Annotated in this window: 18 protein-coding genes; 10 read left to right on the top strand and 8 right to left on the bottom strand. The window is 60.4% G+C overall.

The window, feature by feature from the left end; translation table 11 throughout:
* Positions 1 to 133: 133 nt before the first annotated feature.
* From PFU01S_RS03320 to PFU01S_RS03305, 4 genes are all read left to right on the top strand, one after another.
* Positions 134 to 844, top strand: a complete 711-nt coding sequence (locus PFU01S_RS03320; RefSeq protein WP_027916139.1) for a histidine phosphatase family protein — start codon at positions 134 to 136, stop codon at positions 842 to 844.
* A gap of 56 nt (positions 845 to 900) precedes the next feature.
* Positions 901 to 1,218, top strand: coding sequence for an SCP2 sterol-binding domain-containing protein (locus PFU01S_RS03315; RefSeq protein WP_027916140.1), 318 nt, complete (start codon positions 901 to 903; stop codon positions 1,216 to 1,218).
* Between the two features lie 199 nt (positions 1,219 to 1,417).
* Positions 1,418 to 2,485 (top strand): phosphotransferase family protein, encoded by a 1,068-nt coding sequence (locus tag PFU01S_RS03310; RefSeq protein ID WP_028686509.1) that lies wholly within the window; start codon positions 1,418 to 1,420, stop codon positions 2,483 to 2,485.
* A gap of 37 nt (positions 2,486 to 2,522) precedes the next feature.
* On the top strand, positions 2,523 to 3,290 hold the full coding sequence (locus tag PFU01S_RS03305; protein WP_027916142.1) for an SDR family oxidoreductase: 768 nt from the start codon (positions 2,523 to 2,525) through the stop codon (positions 3,288 to 3,290).
* Here PFU01S_RS03305 and PFU01S_RS03300 read toward each other — a convergent pair whose 3' ends face one another.
* Positions 3,291 to 4,112, bottom strand: a complete 822-nt coding sequence (locus PFU01S_RS03300; protein WP_027916143.1) for a class I SAM-dependent methyltransferase — start codon at positions 4,110 to 4,112, stop codon at positions 3,291 to 3,293.
* Positions 4,113 to 4,216: 104 nt separating this feature from the next.
* Complete coding sequence (locus PFU01S_RS03295; protein WP_023535507.1) at positions 4,217 to 4,567, bottom strand: hypothetical protein; 351 nt, start codon at positions 4,565 to 4,567, stop codon at positions 4,217 to 4,219.
* Between the two features lie 117 nt (positions 4,568 to 4,684).
* Between PFU01S_RS03295 and PFU01S_RS03290 the strand changes: the two genes are divergently transcribed.
* The 3 genes from PFU01S_RS03290 to PFU01S_RS03280 all read left to right on the top strand — a co-directional run bounded on the left by PFU01S_RS03290 (position 4,685) and on the right by PFU01S_RS03280 (position 8,501).
* The gene (locus PFU01S_RS03290; RefSeq protein ID WP_027916144.1) at positions 4,685 to 4,972 is read left to right on the top strand and encodes an RcnB family protein; all 288 of its coding nucleotides are present in this window, start codon (positions 4,685 to 4,687) and stop codon (positions 4,970 to 4,972) included.
* Between the two features lie 158 nt (positions 4,973 to 5,130).
* Positions 5,131 to 6,960, top strand: coding sequence for an SLC13 family permease (locus tag PFU01S_RS03285; RefSeq protein WP_028686510.1), 1,830 nt, complete (start codon positions 5,131 to 5,133; stop codon positions 6,958 to 6,960).
* A 119-nt stretch (positions 6,961 to 7,079) separates the two neighbouring features.
* Positions 7,080 to 8,501, top strand: coding sequence for a GGDEF domain-containing protein (locus tag PFU01S_RS03280; protein ID WP_028686511.1), 1,422 nt, complete (start codon positions 7,080 to 7,082; stop codon positions 8,499 to 8,501).
* A gap of 657 nt (positions 8,502 to 9,158) precedes the next feature.
* Here the strand turns inward: PFU01S_RS03280 and PFU01S_RS03275 are convergent.
* A complete protein-coding gene (locus PFU01S_RS03275; RefSeq protein ID WP_027916147.1) occupies positions 9,159 to 9,512 on the bottom strand; it encodes an SH3 domain-containing protein in 354 nt (117 codons plus the stop codon).
* Positions 9,513 to 9,723: 211 nt separating this feature from the next.
* Between PFU01S_RS03275 and PFU01S_RS03270 the strand changes: the two genes are divergently transcribed.
* The 3 genes from PFU01S_RS03270 (at position 9,724) to PFU01S_RS03260 (ending at position 12,690) form a co-directional block, all read left to right on the top strand.
* Positions 9,724 to 9,909, top strand: a complete 186-nt coding sequence (locus tag PFU01S_RS03270) for a hypothetical protein (protein ID WP_027916148.1) — start codon at positions 9,724 to 9,726, stop codon at positions 9,907 to 9,909.
* A 407-nt stretch (positions 9,910 to 10,316) separates the two neighbouring features.
* Entirely contained in the window at positions 10,317 to 11,942 is a 1,626-nt protein-coding gene (locus tag PFU01S_RS03265) for a methyl-accepting chemotaxis protein (RefSeq protein ID WP_028686512.1), read from the top strand.
* Between the two features lie 220 nt (positions 11,943 to 12,162).
* A complete protein-coding gene (locus PFU01S_RS03260) occupies positions 12,163 to 12,690 on the top strand; it encodes a ProQ/FinO family protein (protein WP_027916150.1) in 528 nt (175 codons plus the stop codon).
* Between the two features lie 116 nt (positions 12,691 to 12,806).
* On the opposite strand, the gene PFU01S_RS03255 is transcribed toward PFU01S_RS03260, so the two are convergent.
* The 5 genes from PFU01S_RS03255 to PFU01S_RS03235 form a co-directional block, all read right to left on the bottom strand.
* The gene (locus PFU01S_RS03255) at positions 12,807 to 15,023 is read right to left on the bottom strand and encodes a TonB-dependent siderophore receptor (protein ID WP_028686513.1); all 2,217 of its coding nucleotides are present in this window, start codon (positions 15,021 to 15,023) and stop codon (positions 12,807 to 12,809) included.
* A gap of 188 nt (positions 15,024 to 15,211) precedes the next feature.
* Entirely contained in the window at positions 15,212 to 16,504 is a 1,293-nt protein-coding gene (locus PFU01S_RS03250; RefSeq protein ID WP_028686514.1) for an OprD family porin, read from the bottom strand.
* Positions 16,505 to 16,639: 135 nt separating this feature from the next.
* Complete coding sequence (locus PFU01S_RS03245; RefSeq protein WP_028686515.1) at positions 16,640 to 17,953, bottom strand: MFS transporter; 1,314 nt, start codon at positions 17,951 to 17,953, stop codon at positions 16,640 to 16,642.
* 209 nt (positions 17,954 to 18,162) lie between these two features.
* On the bottom strand, positions 18,163 to 18,804 hold the full coding sequence (locus PFU01S_RS03240; RefSeq protein WP_028686516.1) for an N-carbamoylsarcosine amidohydrolase: 642 nt from the start codon (positions 18,802 to 18,804) through the stop codon (positions 18,163 to 18,165).
* Between the two features lie 15 nt (positions 18,805 to 18,819).
* Positions 18,820 to 19,572, bottom strand: coding sequence for a maleate cis-trans isomerase family protein (locus PFU01S_RS03235; protein ID WP_028686517.1), 753 nt, complete (start codon positions 19,570 to 19,572; stop codon positions 18,820 to 18,822).
* Between the last annotated feature and the right edge of the window lie 2 nt (positions 19,573 to 19,574).

Here is a 19,574-nt window from a genome sequence, read left to right as displayed (position 1 = left end):
AGGCGCTGCCAGGGGATGTAAACGCTGGCAACACCTTTCAAACGACCTTTTCAAACGCTTGTATGTTTTTTCGTTGACAGCGCTGTGCACCGCACCCTAACCTCGGCAGCAACCTTCAACAGCGGAAGCGTTCGTGGGCAACCTCTACCTGATTCGACATGGCCAAGCCTCCTTCGGCGCACAGGACTACGACGTGCTGTCGCCCGTTGGCGTGCGCCAGAGCCAGGCGCTAGGTGAGCACCTTGCCCAGCTAGGGATACGGCTGGAGCGGTGTGTGGCGGGCGATCTGCGCCGCCAGCAAGACACTGCCCGCCTGGCCCTTCAAGCGATGCAGGCCAGTGGCAACGCCGTGCCGGCTGTTGAGACCGACGCTGCATTCAATGAGTTCGACGCCGATGGGGTGATTCGCGCGCTGTTGCCTGGCTTGTCGATAGACGAGCCCAACGCGCCAGAAATCCTGAGCAACGTCACGCATCACCGCAGCGAATTTCAGCGCCTGTTCGCACTCATGGTGCAGCGCTGGCACGCAGGCACCCATGGCAGCGACGAACTGGAAACCTGGGAAGCGTTCACTGCCCGCGTACGCGAAGGGCTGAACCGCGTGCTGGACAACGCAGGCAATGGCGACAACATTGCCATTTTCACCTCCGGTGGCACCATTGCCGCCTTGCTGCACCTGGTTTCAGGCATAACCCCGGATCAGGCATTTGCCTTGAACTGGCAAATAATCAACACGTCGCTGAGCCAATTGAAGTTCAAAGGCCGCGACGTGGCATTGGCTTCTTTCAACAGTCAAGCCCATGTGCAACTGTTGAGGACGCCGGCGCTCATCACCTATCGGTGAGCCCGGCCTGTTGTGTCCCTGCGGGGACGTGAAAATCACTCTATAAGGAATGCGCCATGACCTCCGTAGCTGATGCCGTCAAAAAGATGCAAGAGAAATTCAACCCATCCGCTGCCCAAGGCCTGGACCTGGTATTCGGCTTCAACATTACCGATGAAGACAAGCACTACGCCCTGATCGTCAAGGACGGCACCTGCCAACTGCAGGAAGGCGAGAACCCGGACGCCAACTGCACGTTGGTGATGGACAGCGAAACACTCAAGGGCATCGTCAGCGGCGAAACCGACGGCATGCAGGCCTTCATGGGTGGCAAGCTGCGCGTGGAAGGCGACATGATGCTGTCGATGAAGCTCAGCGAACTGTTCCCGTCCTGAGCAGCATCCCTGGATGACCCTGAACCGAAGCCCACAAGGCTTCGGTTTTTTTTGGTCCGGCGTTTGTCGGCACGGCAAGCATCAAGGGCATTGATCGACCAGCAACACCCCGGCCAATGGCGACCTGGGACGCTTGTCCCAACCAAGCGCAAGCATTAGATTGCAAAATAGTCCGCGTGATCGAGAATAAGGAAAACCCATGACGCTCACCGACGAGTCTACGCAAGTACGTTCCGGCGAAGAGCTTGACCTGGCAGCCATCGACGGCTATCTCAAGGCGCACATTGACGGCCTGGCCGGCGCGCCCGCCGTCAGCCAGTTCCCGGGTGGCGCGTCCAACCTCACTTACCTGGTCAAATACGCCGATCGAGAATTGGTCTTGCGCCGACCGCCGTTCGGGCAGAAAGCCAAGTCGGCGCACGACATGGGCCGTGAGTTTCGCATTCTCAACCAGCTCAACAATGGGTTCCCCTACTGTCCCAAGGCTTATGCGTACTGCACCGATACCCGCCTGATCGGCAGTGAGTTCTACGTCATGGAGCGCGTCAAAGGGATCATCCTGCGCTCGGACATTCCCGCGGCACTGAACCTTGACGCTGCACGCACAACGGCCTTGTGCAAAAGCTTCATCGACCGCTTGGTGGACTTGCACCGTGTGGACTACAACGCCTGCGGCTTGAGCGACCTGGGTAAGCCCGACGGTTACGTGCAGCGCCAGATAGAAGGATGGGCCAGCCGTTACGACAAGGCCATGACCCCCGACGCCCCGCGCTGGGAGCAGGTCAAGACCTGGTTGCGTGAGAAGATGCCTGCCGATCACGCCACACCTGCCATCGTGCATAACGACTATCGGTTCGACAATGTCATCCTGGATGCCGACAACCCGATGTGCATCATTGGCGTGCTGGACTGGGAAATGGCCACGCTGGGCGATCCTTTGATGGACCTGGGCAACAGCCTGGCGTACTGGATTCAGGCAGACGACCCGGCGCCAGTACAACTGATGCGCCGCCAGCCGAGCAACGCTGCGGGCATGCTTACCCGGCGCCAGTTCGTGGACTATTACGCCGAGCGTGCAGGCATCGACCTGGACAACTTCGATTTCTACTACTGTTACGGCCTGTTCCGTCTGGCCGGCATCGTCCAGCAGATCTACTTCCGTTATTTTCACGGCCAGACCCAGGACAAGCGCTTCGCCCAGTTCATTCACATGAACCGGCTGCTGGAGCAGATGACCTTGCAGGTCATTGCCAAGTCGAGCCTCTGATAACCAACGCACCTTACGACCACAAGGGACCAGCAGCATGCCGCATACCCACCTGTTCGACCTTCAGGGCAAGATCGCCTTTGTTTCCGGGGCCAGCCGAGGCATTGGCGAGGCGATTGCACACGTGCTGGCGCAGCAAGGCGCACATGTGATCGTCTCCAGTCGCAAACTCGAGGGCTGCCAACACGTGGCCGATGCCATCATCGCGGGCGGCGGCAAGGCCACGGCAGTGGCGTGCCACATCGGCGAGCTGGAGCAGATCCAGCAGGTATTCGCCGGCATACGCGAGCAGTTCGGGCGCCTGGACATCCTGGTGAACAATGCCGCGACCAACCCACAGTTTTGCAATGTGCTGGACACAGATCCAGCGGCGTTCCAGAAAACCGTGGATGTGAACATTCGCGGCTATTTCTTCATGTCGGTGGAAGCAGGCAAGCTGATGCGCGAACATGGCGCCGGCAGCATCATCAACGTGGCGTCGATCAATGGCGTATCGCCTGGCCTGTTCCAGGGCATCTACTCGGTGACCAAGGCGGCAGTGATCAACATGACCAAGGTGTTTGCCAAGGAGTGTGCGCAGTTCGGGATTCGCTGCAACGCCTTGTTGCCGGGCCTGACCGACACCAAGTTTGCATCGGCATTGGTCAAGAACGAGGCTATCCTCAATACCGCGCTACAGCAGATCCCGCTCAAGCGCGTGGCAGACCCCAAGGAAATGGCCGGGGCTGTGCTGTACCTGGCAAGCGACGCCTCCAGTTATACAACCGGGGCGGCGCTCAACGTCGACGGTGGCTACCTGTCCTGATCAGGTTTTGACGGCTGTCAGGGTATAACTCAGCGGCAGGCGAGCGGGTTGCTCGCGCAACCGCCACTCCCCGTCCGGGCCCTTGTCCATTTGCCCCGGCAGTGCCTCCCACGGCACGCTTTGGTGTTCTACCAGCGCTGTCAGCTGCAACCCGTTGGCCATCAACGCGGTGATCAGCTCGCCCAACCCGTGGTTCCACTCGTGGGTCTGGGTGTTGGCCAATCGCTGCGAGGTGGCCACATAGGTCTCGTCGCTCTGCCATACGGTTGGCTGCTCGCATTCGAAATACGGATAGTCGAGCTGCAGGCGGTCCTGATGGCCTTCATTGACCGCCCACAGCATGGGGTGCCCCTCGCGCAAGAAAAGCCGGCCACCGGGTTTGAGCAGGGCTGCCACGGTGTGTGCCCACGGCGCAATGCGCGGCAGCCAACACAGGGCGCCGATGCCGGTATAGACCAGATCGAACGTGCCTGCCGGTAACACCTGGGCTGCGGCGTACACATCGGCCTGATGGTAGTCGATGGGCGTAGCGCACAGGGTTGCCAGGCGCCGGGCCTGCGCCAGGGAGGCCGGGGAGAAGTCCAGGCCGCACACATCGGCGCCCAGCCGGGCAAGCGAAAGCGTGTCGGTGCCGATGTGACATTGCAGGTGCACCGCCCTTTGCCCCTCGATATTGCCCAGCATCGGCAGGTCGAACTGAACAGTCTGTGAAAGGTGCGCAGGGCGTTGGACGTACTGATCGAACTGGTAGTCCTGCGAGGCTGCGTGCAGCGGTGCGCGCTCGTCCCAATTGGCTTGGTTCAGCTGTGATGAAGGGTTCACGGCGACATCCTTGATGGGTAATGGGGCATGCTAGCGGCCGATGCCACACACCTGACAGCGTTCGGATGCTAAAAAGTGTAAAGCCCTGGCTCGCCCCTTGCCCGTCAAAGACAGGTTGCAGCCGCCGCCCGGCGCTGCAACGAGACGCCGTTGTCGTTCTGGGTGTAGTAATCGACACGCGCACCGCCGTCCTGCGGGTAGACATCGACGAACGTTTCGGCCTCGCGGGTATAGACGGTAAAGCCACCTTGCTTGCGCGGCTCCAGGTAGCCGCTGGCGTCCTGGCCGAACACACGCTCTTCCTGCCACCCGTACTGGATGCACTGGGCAACGCGTTCAGGCGCCTTGCGCGAATTCATGTGCGTAGTGGGTTGGCCGCTACGGGCCGCATCCATGGTCGCAGAAGCACAACCGACCAGCAGCACGGCTGCGGCCACGGGCAGAATCACACGCATGGTCCATCCTCGAAATCATTTAAGAAGGAGGCGACTCTAGCACTGGCATGCACGAGAGTGAATTGTGGCGCGACTTTCGCTGTCTTAGCACAAACACCACGCAACAAGGAAACCGCCATGAAACTGCACTACCTGCTCCTCGCTGCCCTGCCCTGCCTGCCCATGGTCGCCACTGCAGCGACGTCTACCGACGATAGCGTGCAGAATTCGGCCACCCACAACCGTGAACTGAAAGAAGGCGACAAAGCCCCGGATCAATACAAGCGCGACAATGAGGCCATCAAGGACTGGAAAGCCAAAGGCCTGCCGGCACCGGAGAAGGAAAGCCATTGGGTAAGCATGGGCGATCGTTACGTCCTCGTACAAACGACCAATGGCGTGGTCCTGGCCATCCGCACCAAATGATCCATTGCTCGGGCGGGTGTCAGGTACCTGACACCCGCCCGAGCACCCGCGTCGTCCCTCCCCGATAAACACTGCAATACATCAACACCTCGTTCACGCTCAGGTGGCACACTACCGGCTATCGCTCATGTGCCCTGTGTGAAGGAACACCTTTCCCGATGAATCTAGAGCTGACATGGGTGCTGGCCCTGCTTGCCATTGTCGTCGTGCTGTTCATCATCAACCGTCCACGCATGGATGTCGTGGCGCTGCTGGTGATCGTGGCATTGCCGTTGTCGGGCGTGCTGACGATCGAACAGGCGCTCGCAGGTTTCAGCGACCCGAACGTCGTGCTGATCGCTGCGCTGTTCGTCATCGGTGAAGGGCTGGTGCGCACCGGTATCGCCTATCGCATCGGTGAGTGGATGAGCGAACGGGCGGGCAACAGCGAGGCCCGACTGTTGGTACTGCTGATGGTCGCGGTGGCCGGCCTGGGCTCGGTCATGAGCTCCACGGGAGTAGTGGCCATCTTCATACCGGTCGTGTTGAGTATTGCCGCGCGTTTGAAACTCTCGCCCAGCCGCCTGATGATGCCGCTGAGTTTTGCCGGCCTGATCAGTGGCATGCTCAGCCTGGTGGCGACCCCGCCCAACGTGGTGGTGCACAGCGAACTGGTACGCCATGGTGAACAAGGCTTCTCGTTCTTCAGCTTCACGCCCTTTGGCTTGGTGGTACTGGTGCTGGGTGTGGGCTACATGCTTCTGACCCGACACTGGCTCAATGGCGAGGTGCGCAAGGATGGACGTGTCGAAACCCGGCGGACCCTGCTGGACCTGGTTCTGGACTACAAACTCAATGGTCGTGAGCGTCGCTTGCGCATTCGCCCCCAATCACCGCTGATCGGCCATACCCTGGGCGAGCTGGAGCTGCGTACCCGCCACGGGGCCAATGTCATCGGCATCGAACGTCAACACAAGTTCACCACACGCGTCATTTCGCCTGATTCCAATACCGTGCTGCACCAGGGTGATGTACTGCTGCTGGATCTGTTTGCCAGCCGCGACGATTTGCGCAGCCTGTGCCAGACCATGCAACTGGAACCCTTGCACTTCAAGGCCGCCTACTTCATCGACCAATCGCAGGAGGTAGGCATGGCCGAGGTGTCCCTGCCACCGGGCTCGCAACTGATCGGCAAGAGCATCCTCGAGCAGGGCTTTCGCTCGCGCTACGACCTCAACGTGGTGGGCTTGCGCCGGGAGCAGGCGGCCGTGCAAGACCAGTTGGTCGAAGAAAAGCTGCGCCTGGGCGACACCCTGCTGGTGGTCGGGCCGTGGAAGGCGGTACGCCAGCTACAAGGCAAACCGCGCGATTTTCTGGTGTTGAGCTTGCCGGCCGAGATCGACCTGGTGGCACCTGCTCGCCGGCGCGCGCCCCAGGCGTTGTTGAGCCTCGCGGTGATGGTTGGCCTGATGGTCAGCGGCGCGGTGCCCAATGTCATGGCAGCGTTCATTGGTTGCCTGTTGATGGGCGCAGGCCGTTGTATCGACATGAACAGCGCCTACCGTTCGATCCATTGGCAAAGCCTGATACTGATCGTAGGCATGTTGCCATTTGCCCAAGCCTTGCAGAAAACCGGTGGCATAGACTTGGCCGTCGGGGCGCTGGTGAACGTGCTGGGCGACGCCGGGCCCAGCGCCATGCTGGCCTGCCTGTTCGCGGTCACGGCAGTGATCGGGCTGTTTATCTCCAACACTGCAACCGCAGTGCTGATGGCACCGGTTGCCATCTCGACCGCAACGCAGCTGGGCATGTCGCCCTACCCCTTTGCGATGACGGTGGCGCTGGCAGCCTCGGCGGCCTTCATGACGCCGGTGTCTTCGCCGGTGAACACGCTGGTGCTGGGCCCTGGACAATACCGATTTGCGGACTTCGTGAAGATAGGGGTGCCGTTCACGCTATTGGTAATGGGGGTCACGGTGGTCATGGTGCCGTGGTTCTTCGGGCTGTGAAGTAGGCGGCATACGCAAAAGCTTCGAGCTGGGCAGATTGACATCAACTAGCCGGAACAACACACTGATGCGCAATTGCCCCAGGTGCGTTCAGCGGTCGTCCTGGATATCGTTTCCGCTTGCCGGTCGAGCCCATGGTTTTTCCAGCCCAATCGCGCTTGTTGCCTTACGCCGCACTGTTCAGCCTGACCTTCGCGCTTACCTTTGGCGGCATTCTGGCTCGCCCGATCGAATCCCTGTCCTTGTTCTGGCCAGTCAATGCCGTACTGGCAGGCGTGTTGCTGCGCTATCCACGCCAGGCAACTGTGGCTGGCTTCGTGTTGATGTGGTTGGCCATGGTTGGCGCGGACCTGCTCTGTGCGAGTGCCCTGGGGCCGGCGCTGTGGTTCAACCTGTGCAACATGGGCGTCGTGGTCACCGTTTGGCAATTGCTATCGCGCTTGCCGCGCCTGCATCGGCGCATGCGCACGCCCCACGGGGTGCTGAGTGTGTTTGGCGCATGTGCAGCCGGGGCCTCGGTGGCTGCGAGCCTGGCCTCGGTGATGGCTGCCCCCTGGTTCGAACAGTCCCTGCGCAGCACGTGGCTGGCGTGGTTCAGCGAGCAGTTTTCCACCGCAGTACTGGTGCTGCCGGTGATGCTCACCGCACCGGCCGCGCGTACCTTGCTGCGTGGTGGGAGCCAAAGGATTCGCCTTGCGCCCCTGATGGTCATGCTGGTGTCGCTGGCGTTCAGCATCGCGTTCGGCGGCCCCGGCGCCATCGCGTTTCCGATCGCAGCCCTTTTGTGGTGTGCTTGGACGTACTCGCCCTTCCTGGTTTCGTTGTTGACGCTGACAGCCGGTAGCACGTTGATCGTTGCCGTTGCCCAGAGCCTCATGCACTTCAGCGTGCCGCAGAGCGAGTCGGGTGTAACGGCGCTGATGTCGGCGCGCCTGGGCATCGCCATGCTGGTACTGGGGCCGCTGGTAGTGGCCTGCGTGACCCAGGCCAATCGCAGCCTGCTTGCGCGTTTGGCGCACCAGGCCACCACCGACCACCTTACGGGCACTTTGAGCCGCAGCGCTTTTACTCGACGTGCAAACGCGCTGCTGGAGAGTCGTCAGCATCAGCAATTCCTGCCACTGACGCTGATGATGCTGGATATCGATCACTTCAAGTCCATCAACGATGCCCACGGGCACGCCGTTGGCGACCAGGTGCTGCGCCAGTTCGCCGATGCGTTGCAGGAACAGTTGCACAGCGGCGAAGTATTCGCGCGCATGGGTGGCGAGGAGTTCGTGATCATCGTGCCAGGGCTTGCACCGGACAGGGCGCAATTTACGGCCGAGCGCCTGCGCCGTGCCGTTCAGGACCTTCAGGTGGAGCAAGCCGGCCAGCGCTTGCAGATCACCGTCAGTATCGGTCTGGCAGGCTGCGACGAAGGCATGCCGACGCCAGACCTGACCACACTACTGGCCAGCGCCGACAAGGCGCTTTACCTGGCCAAGGCGAAGGGACGCAATCGCGTGGAGCAAGCTGAGCCGCAGCGTCGAGCCATCTGAGGCTTCTGCTGCGCGCTCACTGAAGTCAAGCAGCTTCACCCGGCAACTCGAGATCATCGCCGGTCCATCAAGCCAGTTGATAAGGCGGTTTGGGCAAAGAGAATGTGTGACGGCTCCGCTCGATTAGGCAGTCCAAAAGCCAGACGAAATGTTGCTCAATTTCTGCTCAATTTAACGGAGCCCGCCGGGGGCTTGGGTTACAGCACGTTATCCACAGACCTACCCACTTTTTCTGTGGACAGATTTCCCAGCCTGGAGAACGACTTATCCCACTTCGACCATTGAACAGATGCGCCGGACAGATCGGCGGCTGTGCTAACGCCGAGCCTGAAGACTGACTGGGGATAGCGCTGGAATGCGGCGCAAACGACAAGCCCGCCTGGGCACTGGAAACCCGGCGGGCTGAAAAGGGAAATGGTCATGCGATCAACTGGGAGGAATGGTCCCCAGCAGCCCGATCATGATGGTCAACAGCAGGAAACCACCCAGGAACAGCGCCAGCTTGCTCATTGAAACCTCGACAGTGTGATACGGAATGACGTTATTTTCCGTTCTTCACTGATATGGTTACAGATTCAGGTTTGTAGAAAAAAAGCAGATCAGATCAGGAATGGGCGCCCCACGTAGCCGTCCACCGTAGCGCGGGGTCGTTTACCTTCACATCAGTTGCTGGAGCTTGCCGACAGGTAACCACCCCAGCTCCCCATCACCATGACGACGACACCATAGCCAGCCGTTGAGCAGGCGCAACCGCTCAACCAACTGGCCTGGTTCCACATCCAGCTCGTGGGCGCAATAGTGATCCAACGCCCTACCCTGATTGAAGTCCAGGCGCTCGATAAGCTGCTCCGGCACCCAGCCTGGCTCCTGGCCCGTGCAACTGCACAGGTACCAGTCCTGCATGCCCGGCTCACTCTCAAAACGCGGCCCCACTTCCAGCAGCGTGCCTTGAGCGAAACGCAGAGGGCGTCGGTAGGCACTGCGATGCCGCTCGATCACGATGAAATGCACAGGCCTCTCCTTGGCCGGAAACCCTCGAGCCTAGCAGAAGCTGCAGAAGTTGCTGCCTCGCAGCCTCTTTGTAGGAATATGTATCCCGCGATGTAGGAGGTTTCCTTAGACTTCGTTCTCGCTGTATGAAAGATCAGTTTATGAGGTGGAACTGACCTGTTACGGTCAGCCTTTCCTACAACAGCAAGGACGCTATCGTTAAGAGAACTCTATGGACGACTACAATGAGCCGGCGTTGAGACTTCAAAAAACCCTGTTGAACCTGCGCCGCGAGCGAGACAAGCTCAAAGGCGAAGGCAAGTACGATGAGGCCAGCGCATTGGCGGTATCGATAGCGCGAATCGAAACCACGCTGGCACAACTGCCGGCGGCGTTTAAGCCTGACACACTGCAATAGCCCCAGCGGCCTCGGCCCTTACGAGGGGCGGGGCTGCCTGTTTCCAAGGCTCACAGCTGACATTCGATACTCGCGCGCCTTCAAACAGGCGTATGTTGACGAACGATTCAAAGACCTGCGGCCGATCCAATCAGCATTTTCTTGATCCAGATCAATACGAAATAAATTGTTACCTAAATAACCCTGCACAATGACCATAAGAACAGGCTCGCGGTGTGCTGAAAACCATGGCAATTGAGCGATCCAACGGCGAACTACGCCGTTCGTAAACTGCTTATGTTTATTCTTAAAGTTTATTGCTCAAGGTGCCGATAGCTGTTTCAACGAGAGGGCTGCAGCCTTATTACCACGGTCACCCTGCTGGACTTGCTTAGCCTAGCAAGCATTGCTACACCAAGGAGCTACACATGTATTTTCGGAACTTGAAAATTGGCACACGCGCGGCTGTCATCTTTACGCTGGTCGCCCTCCTCGTACTGATCCTGGGGCTGGCATCGTTGTACCGCATGCACACGATGGACAAGGCCACTGACGAAGTGCGCACCGAATGGTTACCGTCAATCATGCTGCTGGACGAGGTCAGCATGAACCTGGGCCGCGCCCGAGCACTGACCTTGCGCAGCGTTCTGGAAGAAAGCCCCAGCGCCAGGGCCGCGACACTGGACAAGATCGCGGACATCTCCAAGCACTACCAGGAACAAATCAAAACGTACAAGGCAACAGCGACAGAAGAACGAGACCGGGCCCTGTACGACGCATTTCTGGCCAGAAGCGAGACCTACCATAGGTTGCAGGACGCAATTCTTGACGCTGTACGCAGGAACGACATTGCAGAAGCGACCCGCCTGGTCAACGGTGAACTGGCCAACTATGCCGACGCAATGATGAAGTCGCTGATCGAGCTGACCCAGTACAATTCCAACGGCGCAACCAACGCCTCCCAGATCAGTACGGACGCCTATGATCAGTCCTTCTCGATTATCACGGCGACTATCGTGGGCATCATCGTACTGATGATTGCGCTGGCCATTATGCTGACCCGCAGTATCGTGCGGCCTTTGAGCGAAGCGGTGGCCGTTGCCGAGCGGGTGGCCTCAGGTGAGCTCAACCAGGTCATCACGGTGACGGGTAGCGACGAACCCGCGCTGTTGCTGCACGCCTTGTCCAGAATGAAAGACAGCTTGCGCGAGACGATTGCCGGCATCGCAGCCGCCTCCGACCAGCTCGCCTCGGCATCCGAAGAGCTGTTCACGGTCACCGAAGACACCAGCCGCGGCCTGCATCAGCAAAGCGCCGAAATCGACCAAGCCGCCACGGCCGTGAACCAAATGACCGCAGCGGTTGAGGAAGTGGCCAGCAATGCCGTCAACACCGCCGATGCCTCCAAAGGTGCAGACCAGACCACCCGTGAGGGCCAGCAGCGGGTCAATGATGCGCTGCAATCCATTGGTCAGCTCGTCGGCGATGTCACGACCACTTCCCAGGAAATCGAACAGCTGGCCACCAGCGCCAACGAGATCAGCCGGGTACTGGATGTCATCGGCTCGATCGCAGGCCAGACCAACCTGCTTGCGCTCAACGCTGCCATCGAGGCTGCGCGCGCCGGTGAAGCCGGCCGTGGTTTTGCCGTGGTCGCCGACGAAGTCAGGGCGCTGGCGCACCGAACCCAGCAATCGACAGCCGAGATCGAAGGCATGATCACAGGCATTCAGTCGGGCACCGAGTCTGCAGTCGGGGCCATGCACGCCAGCAAAGGGCGGGCGTCAGGCACCCTGGAAATCGCCCAATCCGCAGGCCAGGCACTGAACACGATTGCCGAAGCCATTTCGTCCATCAACCAACGCAACCTGGTGATCGCCAGCGCCTCCGAAGAGCAGGCCCAGGTGGCCCGCGAAGTGGATCGAAACCTGGTGAACATCAGGGACCTGGCGATGCAGACCTCGGCCGGCGCGAACCAGACCAGCGCCGCCGCCCAGGAGTTGTCACGCCTGGCTGTGGACCTGAACGCGATGGTCGCCAAGTTCAAGGTCTAGGGCTGGATGACAGAGGGGCAGCGGCCTGTCGGGAAAGCTTGCACCGTGCCCCTGGGGCAAGGATTCGCGCCATTGTGTGACGCAAATACCGCTGCCCTGGAGCAAGACCGTCGTGGGTTTCTGTAAAAAAAGCGACGATTTGTGCCTTTTGGGCTGCTCACCGGGGCTGCATCGCATATCCTTGCACCACGCAATCAACCTTGAAGCAGTGAATTGAACGATGAGCTTTGAACAACTGGCAGCGCTACGGGATCGCCTGCGGGCTGAAAAAGAGCAGCAACAGGCAAGCGCCCCAGCGCCGGCCAAGCGCAAGCCCCCGCAGAAGACCAAGCCGCGTGAACTGGACCCGGCAGTGGCCGCCATCTGGCCGCTGCAGAAGCACTTCCCGTTGGCCTTCCCTGTCAACCCTGCGCCGAAAGTGCCGCTCAAGGAGGGCATCTTCAAGGATGCCGAGCAACACCTGGAGCTGCTGGGCATTACCCGTGAGCAACTGAAGCTGGGCATTTCCACCTGGTGCCGGGGCAACCGCTACTGGACCAGCATGGTGGAAAACGCCCCGCGCCTGGACCTTAACGGTGAGCCGGCAGGCGTGGTGACCGCCGCCCAGGCGATCCATGCCAAGCGTCAGGCGGCCCAGCAGCGTAATCAGGAACGCCGCAAGCGGGCGCAAGCCAAGGCACAGACCGCTGCGCCTGCAGCACAGGGCGAGGCTGCAGACGAGCCGGCAGTGGAACAGGCCGCTGAGTAAAGGCTTGGTCTGAGCAAGCGCCCATCGCCCGTTCGCCAAGTGCGCGGGTGATGGGCGCTGCGGGCTATCACATGGCCGCCGACTGGCCGAGTGTACAGCGCAACCTGGTCATCGCCTCAGAGCCTCCAATCCAGGCTGACCATCATCGTACGTGGCTCACCGTGGTACACGCCGTTGTAGAAGCCGACGTTGTTGTAGTAATGCTCGTCGAACAGGTTCTTGACGTTGACAGAAGCAGTCAGGTGCTCATCGATCCGGTAGCGCGCCATCAGTCCAACCACCGAAAATGCTTTCTGGCCGATCTCGTCCTTGGCCGTGATGATTCGATCACCGTCGCGCCCTACCGGTCGGTTCGCCAGCCTGAAATTGTCGCTCTGCCAGTCCAGGCTTGCCCCTACGGTCAATGCTGGTGTTAGGGCATAGGTGCTGGACAAGCGCACCAGGTTCAAGGGTTGTTCGGTGTTCTTTCGCTTTTTCTCGGCCGTGGCAGCATGCGTATAGCTGTAGCCCAGGCTCATCTGCCACCCGGTCATCACCTCGCCTGCGACTTCAGCCTCGTAACCTTCGACAACCACGCCCTTGCCACCGCTTTTGTAGAATACTTCGTTGCCATTGGGCGGCACTGAGTCGTCTTGTTCCGCCACGTTGTCCTGCTTGCTGCGAAACACTGCCGTGCTCAGGTTCAGGCGGTCAGCGAACAGGCTGCCCTTGAGCCCCACCTCATAAACCTTGCCTACGATGGGCTCCAGGTACTGCTTGTTGACGTCTCTCACGGTTTGCGGGTTGAAGATATCGGTGTAACTGACATAGGCGGTGAACTGGTCGGTCAGATCGAAGAGTACGCCGGCATAGGGCGTCCACTGATCATTCTGGACCTGCTTGGTAGTGGACTGATCGGTAACTTGCAGGGCATCACCGTAATCCCACTCCCGCTGTTGCGTCTGCCAACTGCCGTAGCGGCTGCCAATCACGATGTGCAGGCGATCCGTGGGGTTCAGACGTGTTGCAATGTAGCCGGCCTTCTGACGAATGCTGGAGCGCGAACTGTCCAGCCCGGTTTCGAGGTCATAGAACGTAGGTGTGGCCCCCATGTACTTCCAATCGGCAATCGTCTCGAAACCGTCGGGTACAGGCAGATCAAGGCGGTGGGGTTCACTGTCGCGCCGTCGCGACTCGCCGTAACCGATCATGAAATCATGGCTGCGGCCGAACAACTGGAAAGGGCCCGCGAGGTTGAAGTCCAGCGCGTCCATCTGCTCGGAGCCCCCGAAGTGCGAGTACCAGGCCTGCATGCCGCTACGGTCGGCTTCGGGGAAGCCATTGCCCCCATAGTAGACCTTTCCGTCGCTGTCGCTTTGCCGGTGGGTATACGCCACCTTCATGACCCAGTCGTTGGCCAGATACTGGTCGAGGGTAGCGAATACCGTCTGGTCTTTGAGCGGCCAGGAAGACCAGGGCGCACTGAGGTTGGTGGAACGGGGCAAGTTGGCTTTGCTGCCGTCGGCGTTCCAGAACGGTACCGTGCCCCAGGATGACCCTTGCACATGCTTGTTCTGATAGTCATACCCCACCGCCAGCACGGTGCTTGGGGTCAGGTCGGCTTCGAGCACGCCGTAGGCCACTTCACGCTGGGTGGCATACTTGTCCATGAACGACTTGTTGTCGCGGTACGCCAGCACGGTGCGTCCGCGCAGACGGCCGTCCCAGCCCAGCGGGCCACCCACGTCCAGGTAGCTGTAGTAATTGTCGAAACTGCCACCACTTACACCACTCTTTACCGCCAACGCGTGCGTAGGGCGCTTGCGAACCATTGCGATGGTGCCTGAGGGATCGCCTGCACCTGTGGTCAAGCCTGTGGCCCCACGCACGACTTCGATTCGATCGTAGATGATGGTGTCGGAGTCGGACTTGAGCCCCGAGAACGTGTTGAGCATGCCATCGATCTGGAAGTTGTTGATGGCGTAACCACGCGAATAGTAGCTCGGTCGCTCCGAGTCATTGCGTTGCACCGTAACTCCCGTGACGTGAGCCATGGCCTCGGACAGGCTGTTGAGCTGGAAGTCGTCCAGCTGCTGGCGGGATATGACCGAGACCGATTGGGGTGTCTCCTTGATCGAGAGATTCAACCGGGTGGCTGCGCTCATGCTACCGGTGGTGTAGGAGCCACTGCGTTCAGTGACGCTGCCAAGGCCGGTAGCAATCACATCGGTTGAGCCCAGCTCCAGCACGGGGCCGTCTTGGCTTGCCTGGGTATCGGCAAAGGATGGCGGGCAGATTAAGCAAGCGTACAGGCCGAGGGTGAAGGTAGTGGGATGGGAAATGGACGGGGGCATTGCGAGCTGACTCCTTGCGCGTGAAAATCCGTGCGCGCAAATCTACATCATAATCATCATCATATGATAATTAATCGCATAAACCGCTACAGCTGAGCGGGGTTGTACACCTGGTCGCTTTTAGCCGGCCAGGTGCACGTCCGAGGTGGCCGTTTGTCGTGCTCGCCTGATGGTGTCCGCTACAACCTCTAGAACAGCTTCATGGTATAGCTGAGCACCACGCGGTTCTCGTCGATATCTGTTCGGTAATTGGAGCGAGCCATCACATTGCGCACGCGCACGCCGAGCCCCTCCAGCGGCCCACTTTGCACCACGTAGGCCAGGTCCAGATCCCGCTCCCGATCACGCCCTTCAAAGCCCAGCCCGGTTTTGACGTCCCGGCCTTGTACGTAACGCAATGTCGAGGTCAGCCCGGGGATCCCCCATGCCGCAAAGTTGTAGTCATGCCGCACCTGCCAGGAACGCTCCCCAGGCGCCGAGAACTCGTAGGTCGGCAGGGTATTACCCATCGGGTTGGTGTTGGCGCCCACCTGGATGAAACCGTCCTCCCCGCCTATCTGCTGGTAGCCCACGTAAAACGTATGCCCGCCCGTTCTCGCCGAGAACAGGCTGAACAGCGCATGGTTATCATAGTTGCCGGCAAGCTTGCGCCCATCCTCGCGGGCGTGGAAATAGCCGGCATTCACACCCAAGGTCCAGTCACCTAGGGGCTCGGCGTGCTTGAGGCTGTAGAATCGCTGCTGGTAGATGTCCCGCAGCTGCGCCTGCCATACCCCAACGCTGGAGCGGTTGTCGTTGAAGGCATAGTCGGCGCCCAGGTAATTGAAGCGGTCACTGGTAAAGCGGGCCAGCCGCGCGGGGTTGATGGGGTCGTTGACCAGCGCATACATTTTCTGACTGTTGGACGAGTCGCGCAGGCTGGTGGAGCGAAATTGGCCGGCACTGAGCGTCAGCCCAGCAAACTCATGTGACTCCAGCATTGCGCCCTGATAAGTCGGTGGCAGCAGGCGCAGGTCGCTGAACAGCAACACAGGCAGATTGGGCATTAATTCCCCCACCTTCAATTCGGTTTGGGAAACCTTGAACTTGAGCGCCGCGCCCACGCGGCTGTAATGGTCGGCGGACGTGCCGCTGTCAAGGCTTGGCAGTAGGCCTGAGCGTGCATGTTCGGGGCTGCTGTCGAGTTTGAAACCCAACAGGCCGATCACATCGACCCCGGCACCAATGATGCCCTGGCTATAACCTGAGCTGGCGTTGAGGATGAAGCCCTGCGCCCACTCCTGAGTACGCGATTGGGTGCTTGCTCCCTTGATATCGGCGTAGTCGCGGCTGAAGAAATAATTGCGAGCCTGGAGGGTCGCACGGGCGCCTTCGATGAAACCGACCTCTTCAGCCGGTGCCTCGGTACACAGCGCGGCTGCGATGCAGCCGCCAGCCAGGCGTGCCTTCGGGAAAAAACGCGGTGCAGTGCAAGCGTGCATGGGGCGATTCCTGAAATTCGGGCAACAGCAATCCACCGGCGAGACAAACGCCCGCCGACGTGCAGATTGCATTGAGAATGAGTGGGCAGGCCGGCATCGGCCGGCCTGCCCTACCGGGCGTGAAGCGCTGGACCGCTAGCGGTTGACCAGCTTCGCTGGCAGGGCGATGACCAGGAAGCAACTCAGGAGCAAGCAGCCGGCGAACACCCACAGCGCCGCGTGGGAAGTACCGGTCCAGTCAGTGACCAGGCCCATCAGCGAGTTGCTGACCAGCCCGGCAATGTTTGCCACCGAACAGGCCAGGGCAAAACCGGTGGCGGCTGCCGTTCCTTTCAGGAAGGTCGCCGGCAGGCTGAAGAACACCGGCACCGCACCAATGATCGCGGCCGAGGCGACTGCGAACAGGAATACAGTCATGACCAGGTTCTGGCTGAACAATGTGCTGCTGGCCATGGCGATGGCGCCGACGATGAATGGAACGATGATGTGCCAACGACGCTCACGGTGACGGTCGGAGCTGGCGCCGATCATCAGCATGCCGGCCAGTGCGGCGAGGCTCGGGATGGCAGTGAGCAAGCCGATGTGGAACGTGTCGCTTACCCCTGCATCGCGGATGAAGGTCGGCATCCAGAAGCCCATCGCGTAGGCGCTGAGCAGGATCGAGAAATCGATACCGCCGAGCATCCACACCTTGAGGTTGAAGAACCCGTCACGGAAACTGTGCTTGCTGTCCTTGCCCTCTGCATCGTCGGCGGCAAGGTCTGCTGCCAGCTGAGCCTTGTCTTGGCTCGACAACCACTTGGCCTGCTGGAAGTGATTGGGCAAGGCCCAGAAGGTCAGAATGCCGAGCAGCACGCTGGGGATCGCCTCCAGCAGGAACAGCCACTGCCAGCCATGCAGGCCGTGGACCTGATCGAAGTGCCCCATGATCCACCCCGAGATAGGCCCACCGATCACGCTCGACAGCGGCAGCCCGATCATGAACAGGGCGATGATGCGCCCGCGTCGGTAAGTGGGGTACCACATGGTCAGGTAGAACAGTACCCCTGGCAAAAACCCTGCTTCGGCCGCGCCGAGCAGAAACCGCAGGATGTAGAACTGGGTGGTGGTGCTGACGAACATGGTGCACGCCGACAACAGGCCCCAGGTGATCATGATGCGGGCGATCCACAGCTTGGCACCGACGCGCTGCAGAATCAGGTTGCTGGGCACTTCGAAAATGATGTAGCCGACGAAGAACAGCCCGGCACCCAGGCCATAGGCGGCGGTGCTGAACTGCAGATCTTCGAGCATCTGCAGTTTGGCGAAGCCGACGTTGATACGGTCCAGGTAGGCGGCAAGGTAGCAAAAGCACAGGAAGGGAATGAGCCTCCAGGTGATCTTGCTGTACAGCGCTTTGGTGCCCTGATCAATGTCGCTATGGACCGTGGTTGCATTCGCAATTGGCATTTCCTGTCTCCTGGCGGGCGACTTTGTGGTTGTTTTTAAGGCCAGCAGTTTTCGACGCACAAGGACCGTCGCGCGCTACACGCGACAGGCCCAGGCCACGCCTGAAAAACCCCGAGTGCTCCTGCGGGGCGACCGCCCGGACAGCAGGCGGTCATGAACGTGCTTCCGGCACCGTTCCTTGATTGTTATTGGGTAGGCGCCTGCCGGTGTCAGCCGGTCAATTGCCTGAATTGCGCCATCGCTTCCTGGCGGGAAACCACATCGCCGTACTTACTGTCGATGTCGAACAGGTTGGCGTGGTGCGGGTGGTCATGGCGATCACCCACACATTCGCGCACCACGATGGTTCGAAAGCCATGCTGCATCGCATCTACCGCGCTGGCGCGGATGCACCCGCTGGTGGAGCAGCCGGCCAAGACCACGGTGTCCACTCCTTGGGCGTGCAGCAGCGGCGCCAGGCTGGTGCCGAAGAAAGCGCTGGCGTACTGCTTGCTCAGCACCACCTCCTCCGGCTGTGGGGCAACGGCCTCGCAGAACGCCGCCAAGGGGTTACCCTCGACCATGTCCTTCATCACCGGCGCCTTGCGCACCCATACCCCGCCATCGACAAAATGCGGGGGCTGGTAGCGGATGTTGGTATGCACCACCAGGATGCCGCAATCGCGGGCTAGCGCCAGCAGGTCCGCGGCCTGCGCCACTGCCGTGACGACGCCTGGGGCGTACAGCGCAGCCCCCGGCGTGGTATAGCCCTGCATGAAGTCGATCATCAGCAGCGCCGGTGCGCGACCAAAACCGATACGCTGCCCCCATACACCCTGATAGTTGTCCCGAGCACTTTGTGCCTCGCTCATGTCCATCTCCCGATTTCAATAGGCGCCCGACAGCAAGGCGCCGGCACCTGGCACCACCGCCTCGAGGTCCAGCGCCTTGAGCATGGCGTAGGTGGTAGCGATGGCAGCGGTGACCACAGGCTTGCCGGTCTGCGCCTCGACTTTGGCCACGGCCGGCAACGACTGCATCTGCACGCAGGCCGACAAGACCACCACATCCACCCCTTCAAGGTTCATGCCGGCGACGATACCGGGCAGGTTGGCGGGGTCGTGACGGGCCACGGCCAGGTTGTCGGGAATCTCCAGGGCACGCCAGTCTTGAACCTCGAAGCCTTCTTCGCGGATATAGTTCACCACAAGCTCGGTCAGCGGCTTCATGTACGGGGCGACGATGGCGATGCGCTTGGCCTTCATCACATGCAAGGCTTCGACCAGCGCTCCGGCACTGGTGATGACCGGCGCCAGTGCATCATTATCGGCAGTCGCCTGCCTGAGGCGCTGTTCGGATTGCCGGTGATAGCCCAGGCCCATGGCCATGATCGCCACCAGGCAGGCGTAGCCCAGTACATCGACCCTGGCATCGGACAGCTCCACCGCGCAGCGGTCGGACTCGGCATCCATGGCCGCCAGTTCTTCCTTTCTCACCTGCTTCATGCGCATGCGGCTGGAATGAAAGGTGAAGCGCTCCGGGCGGATGGCTTGGCGCGCGTTGAGCATCGCCGGTATCTCGGTTTCCATGGTGGTGTTGGAACTCGGCACGATCTGGCCGATGCGGTATAGCTTGGTCATGT

This window comes from Pseudomonas fulva NBRC 16637 = DSM 17717, assembly GCF_000730565.1.
Taxonomy (GTDB): Bacteria; Pseudomonadota; Gammaproteobacteria; order Pseudomonadales; family Pseudomonadaceae; genus Aquipseudomonas; species Aquipseudomonas fulva.
This window is presented reverse-complemented; position numbering and strand designations above follow the sequence as displayed.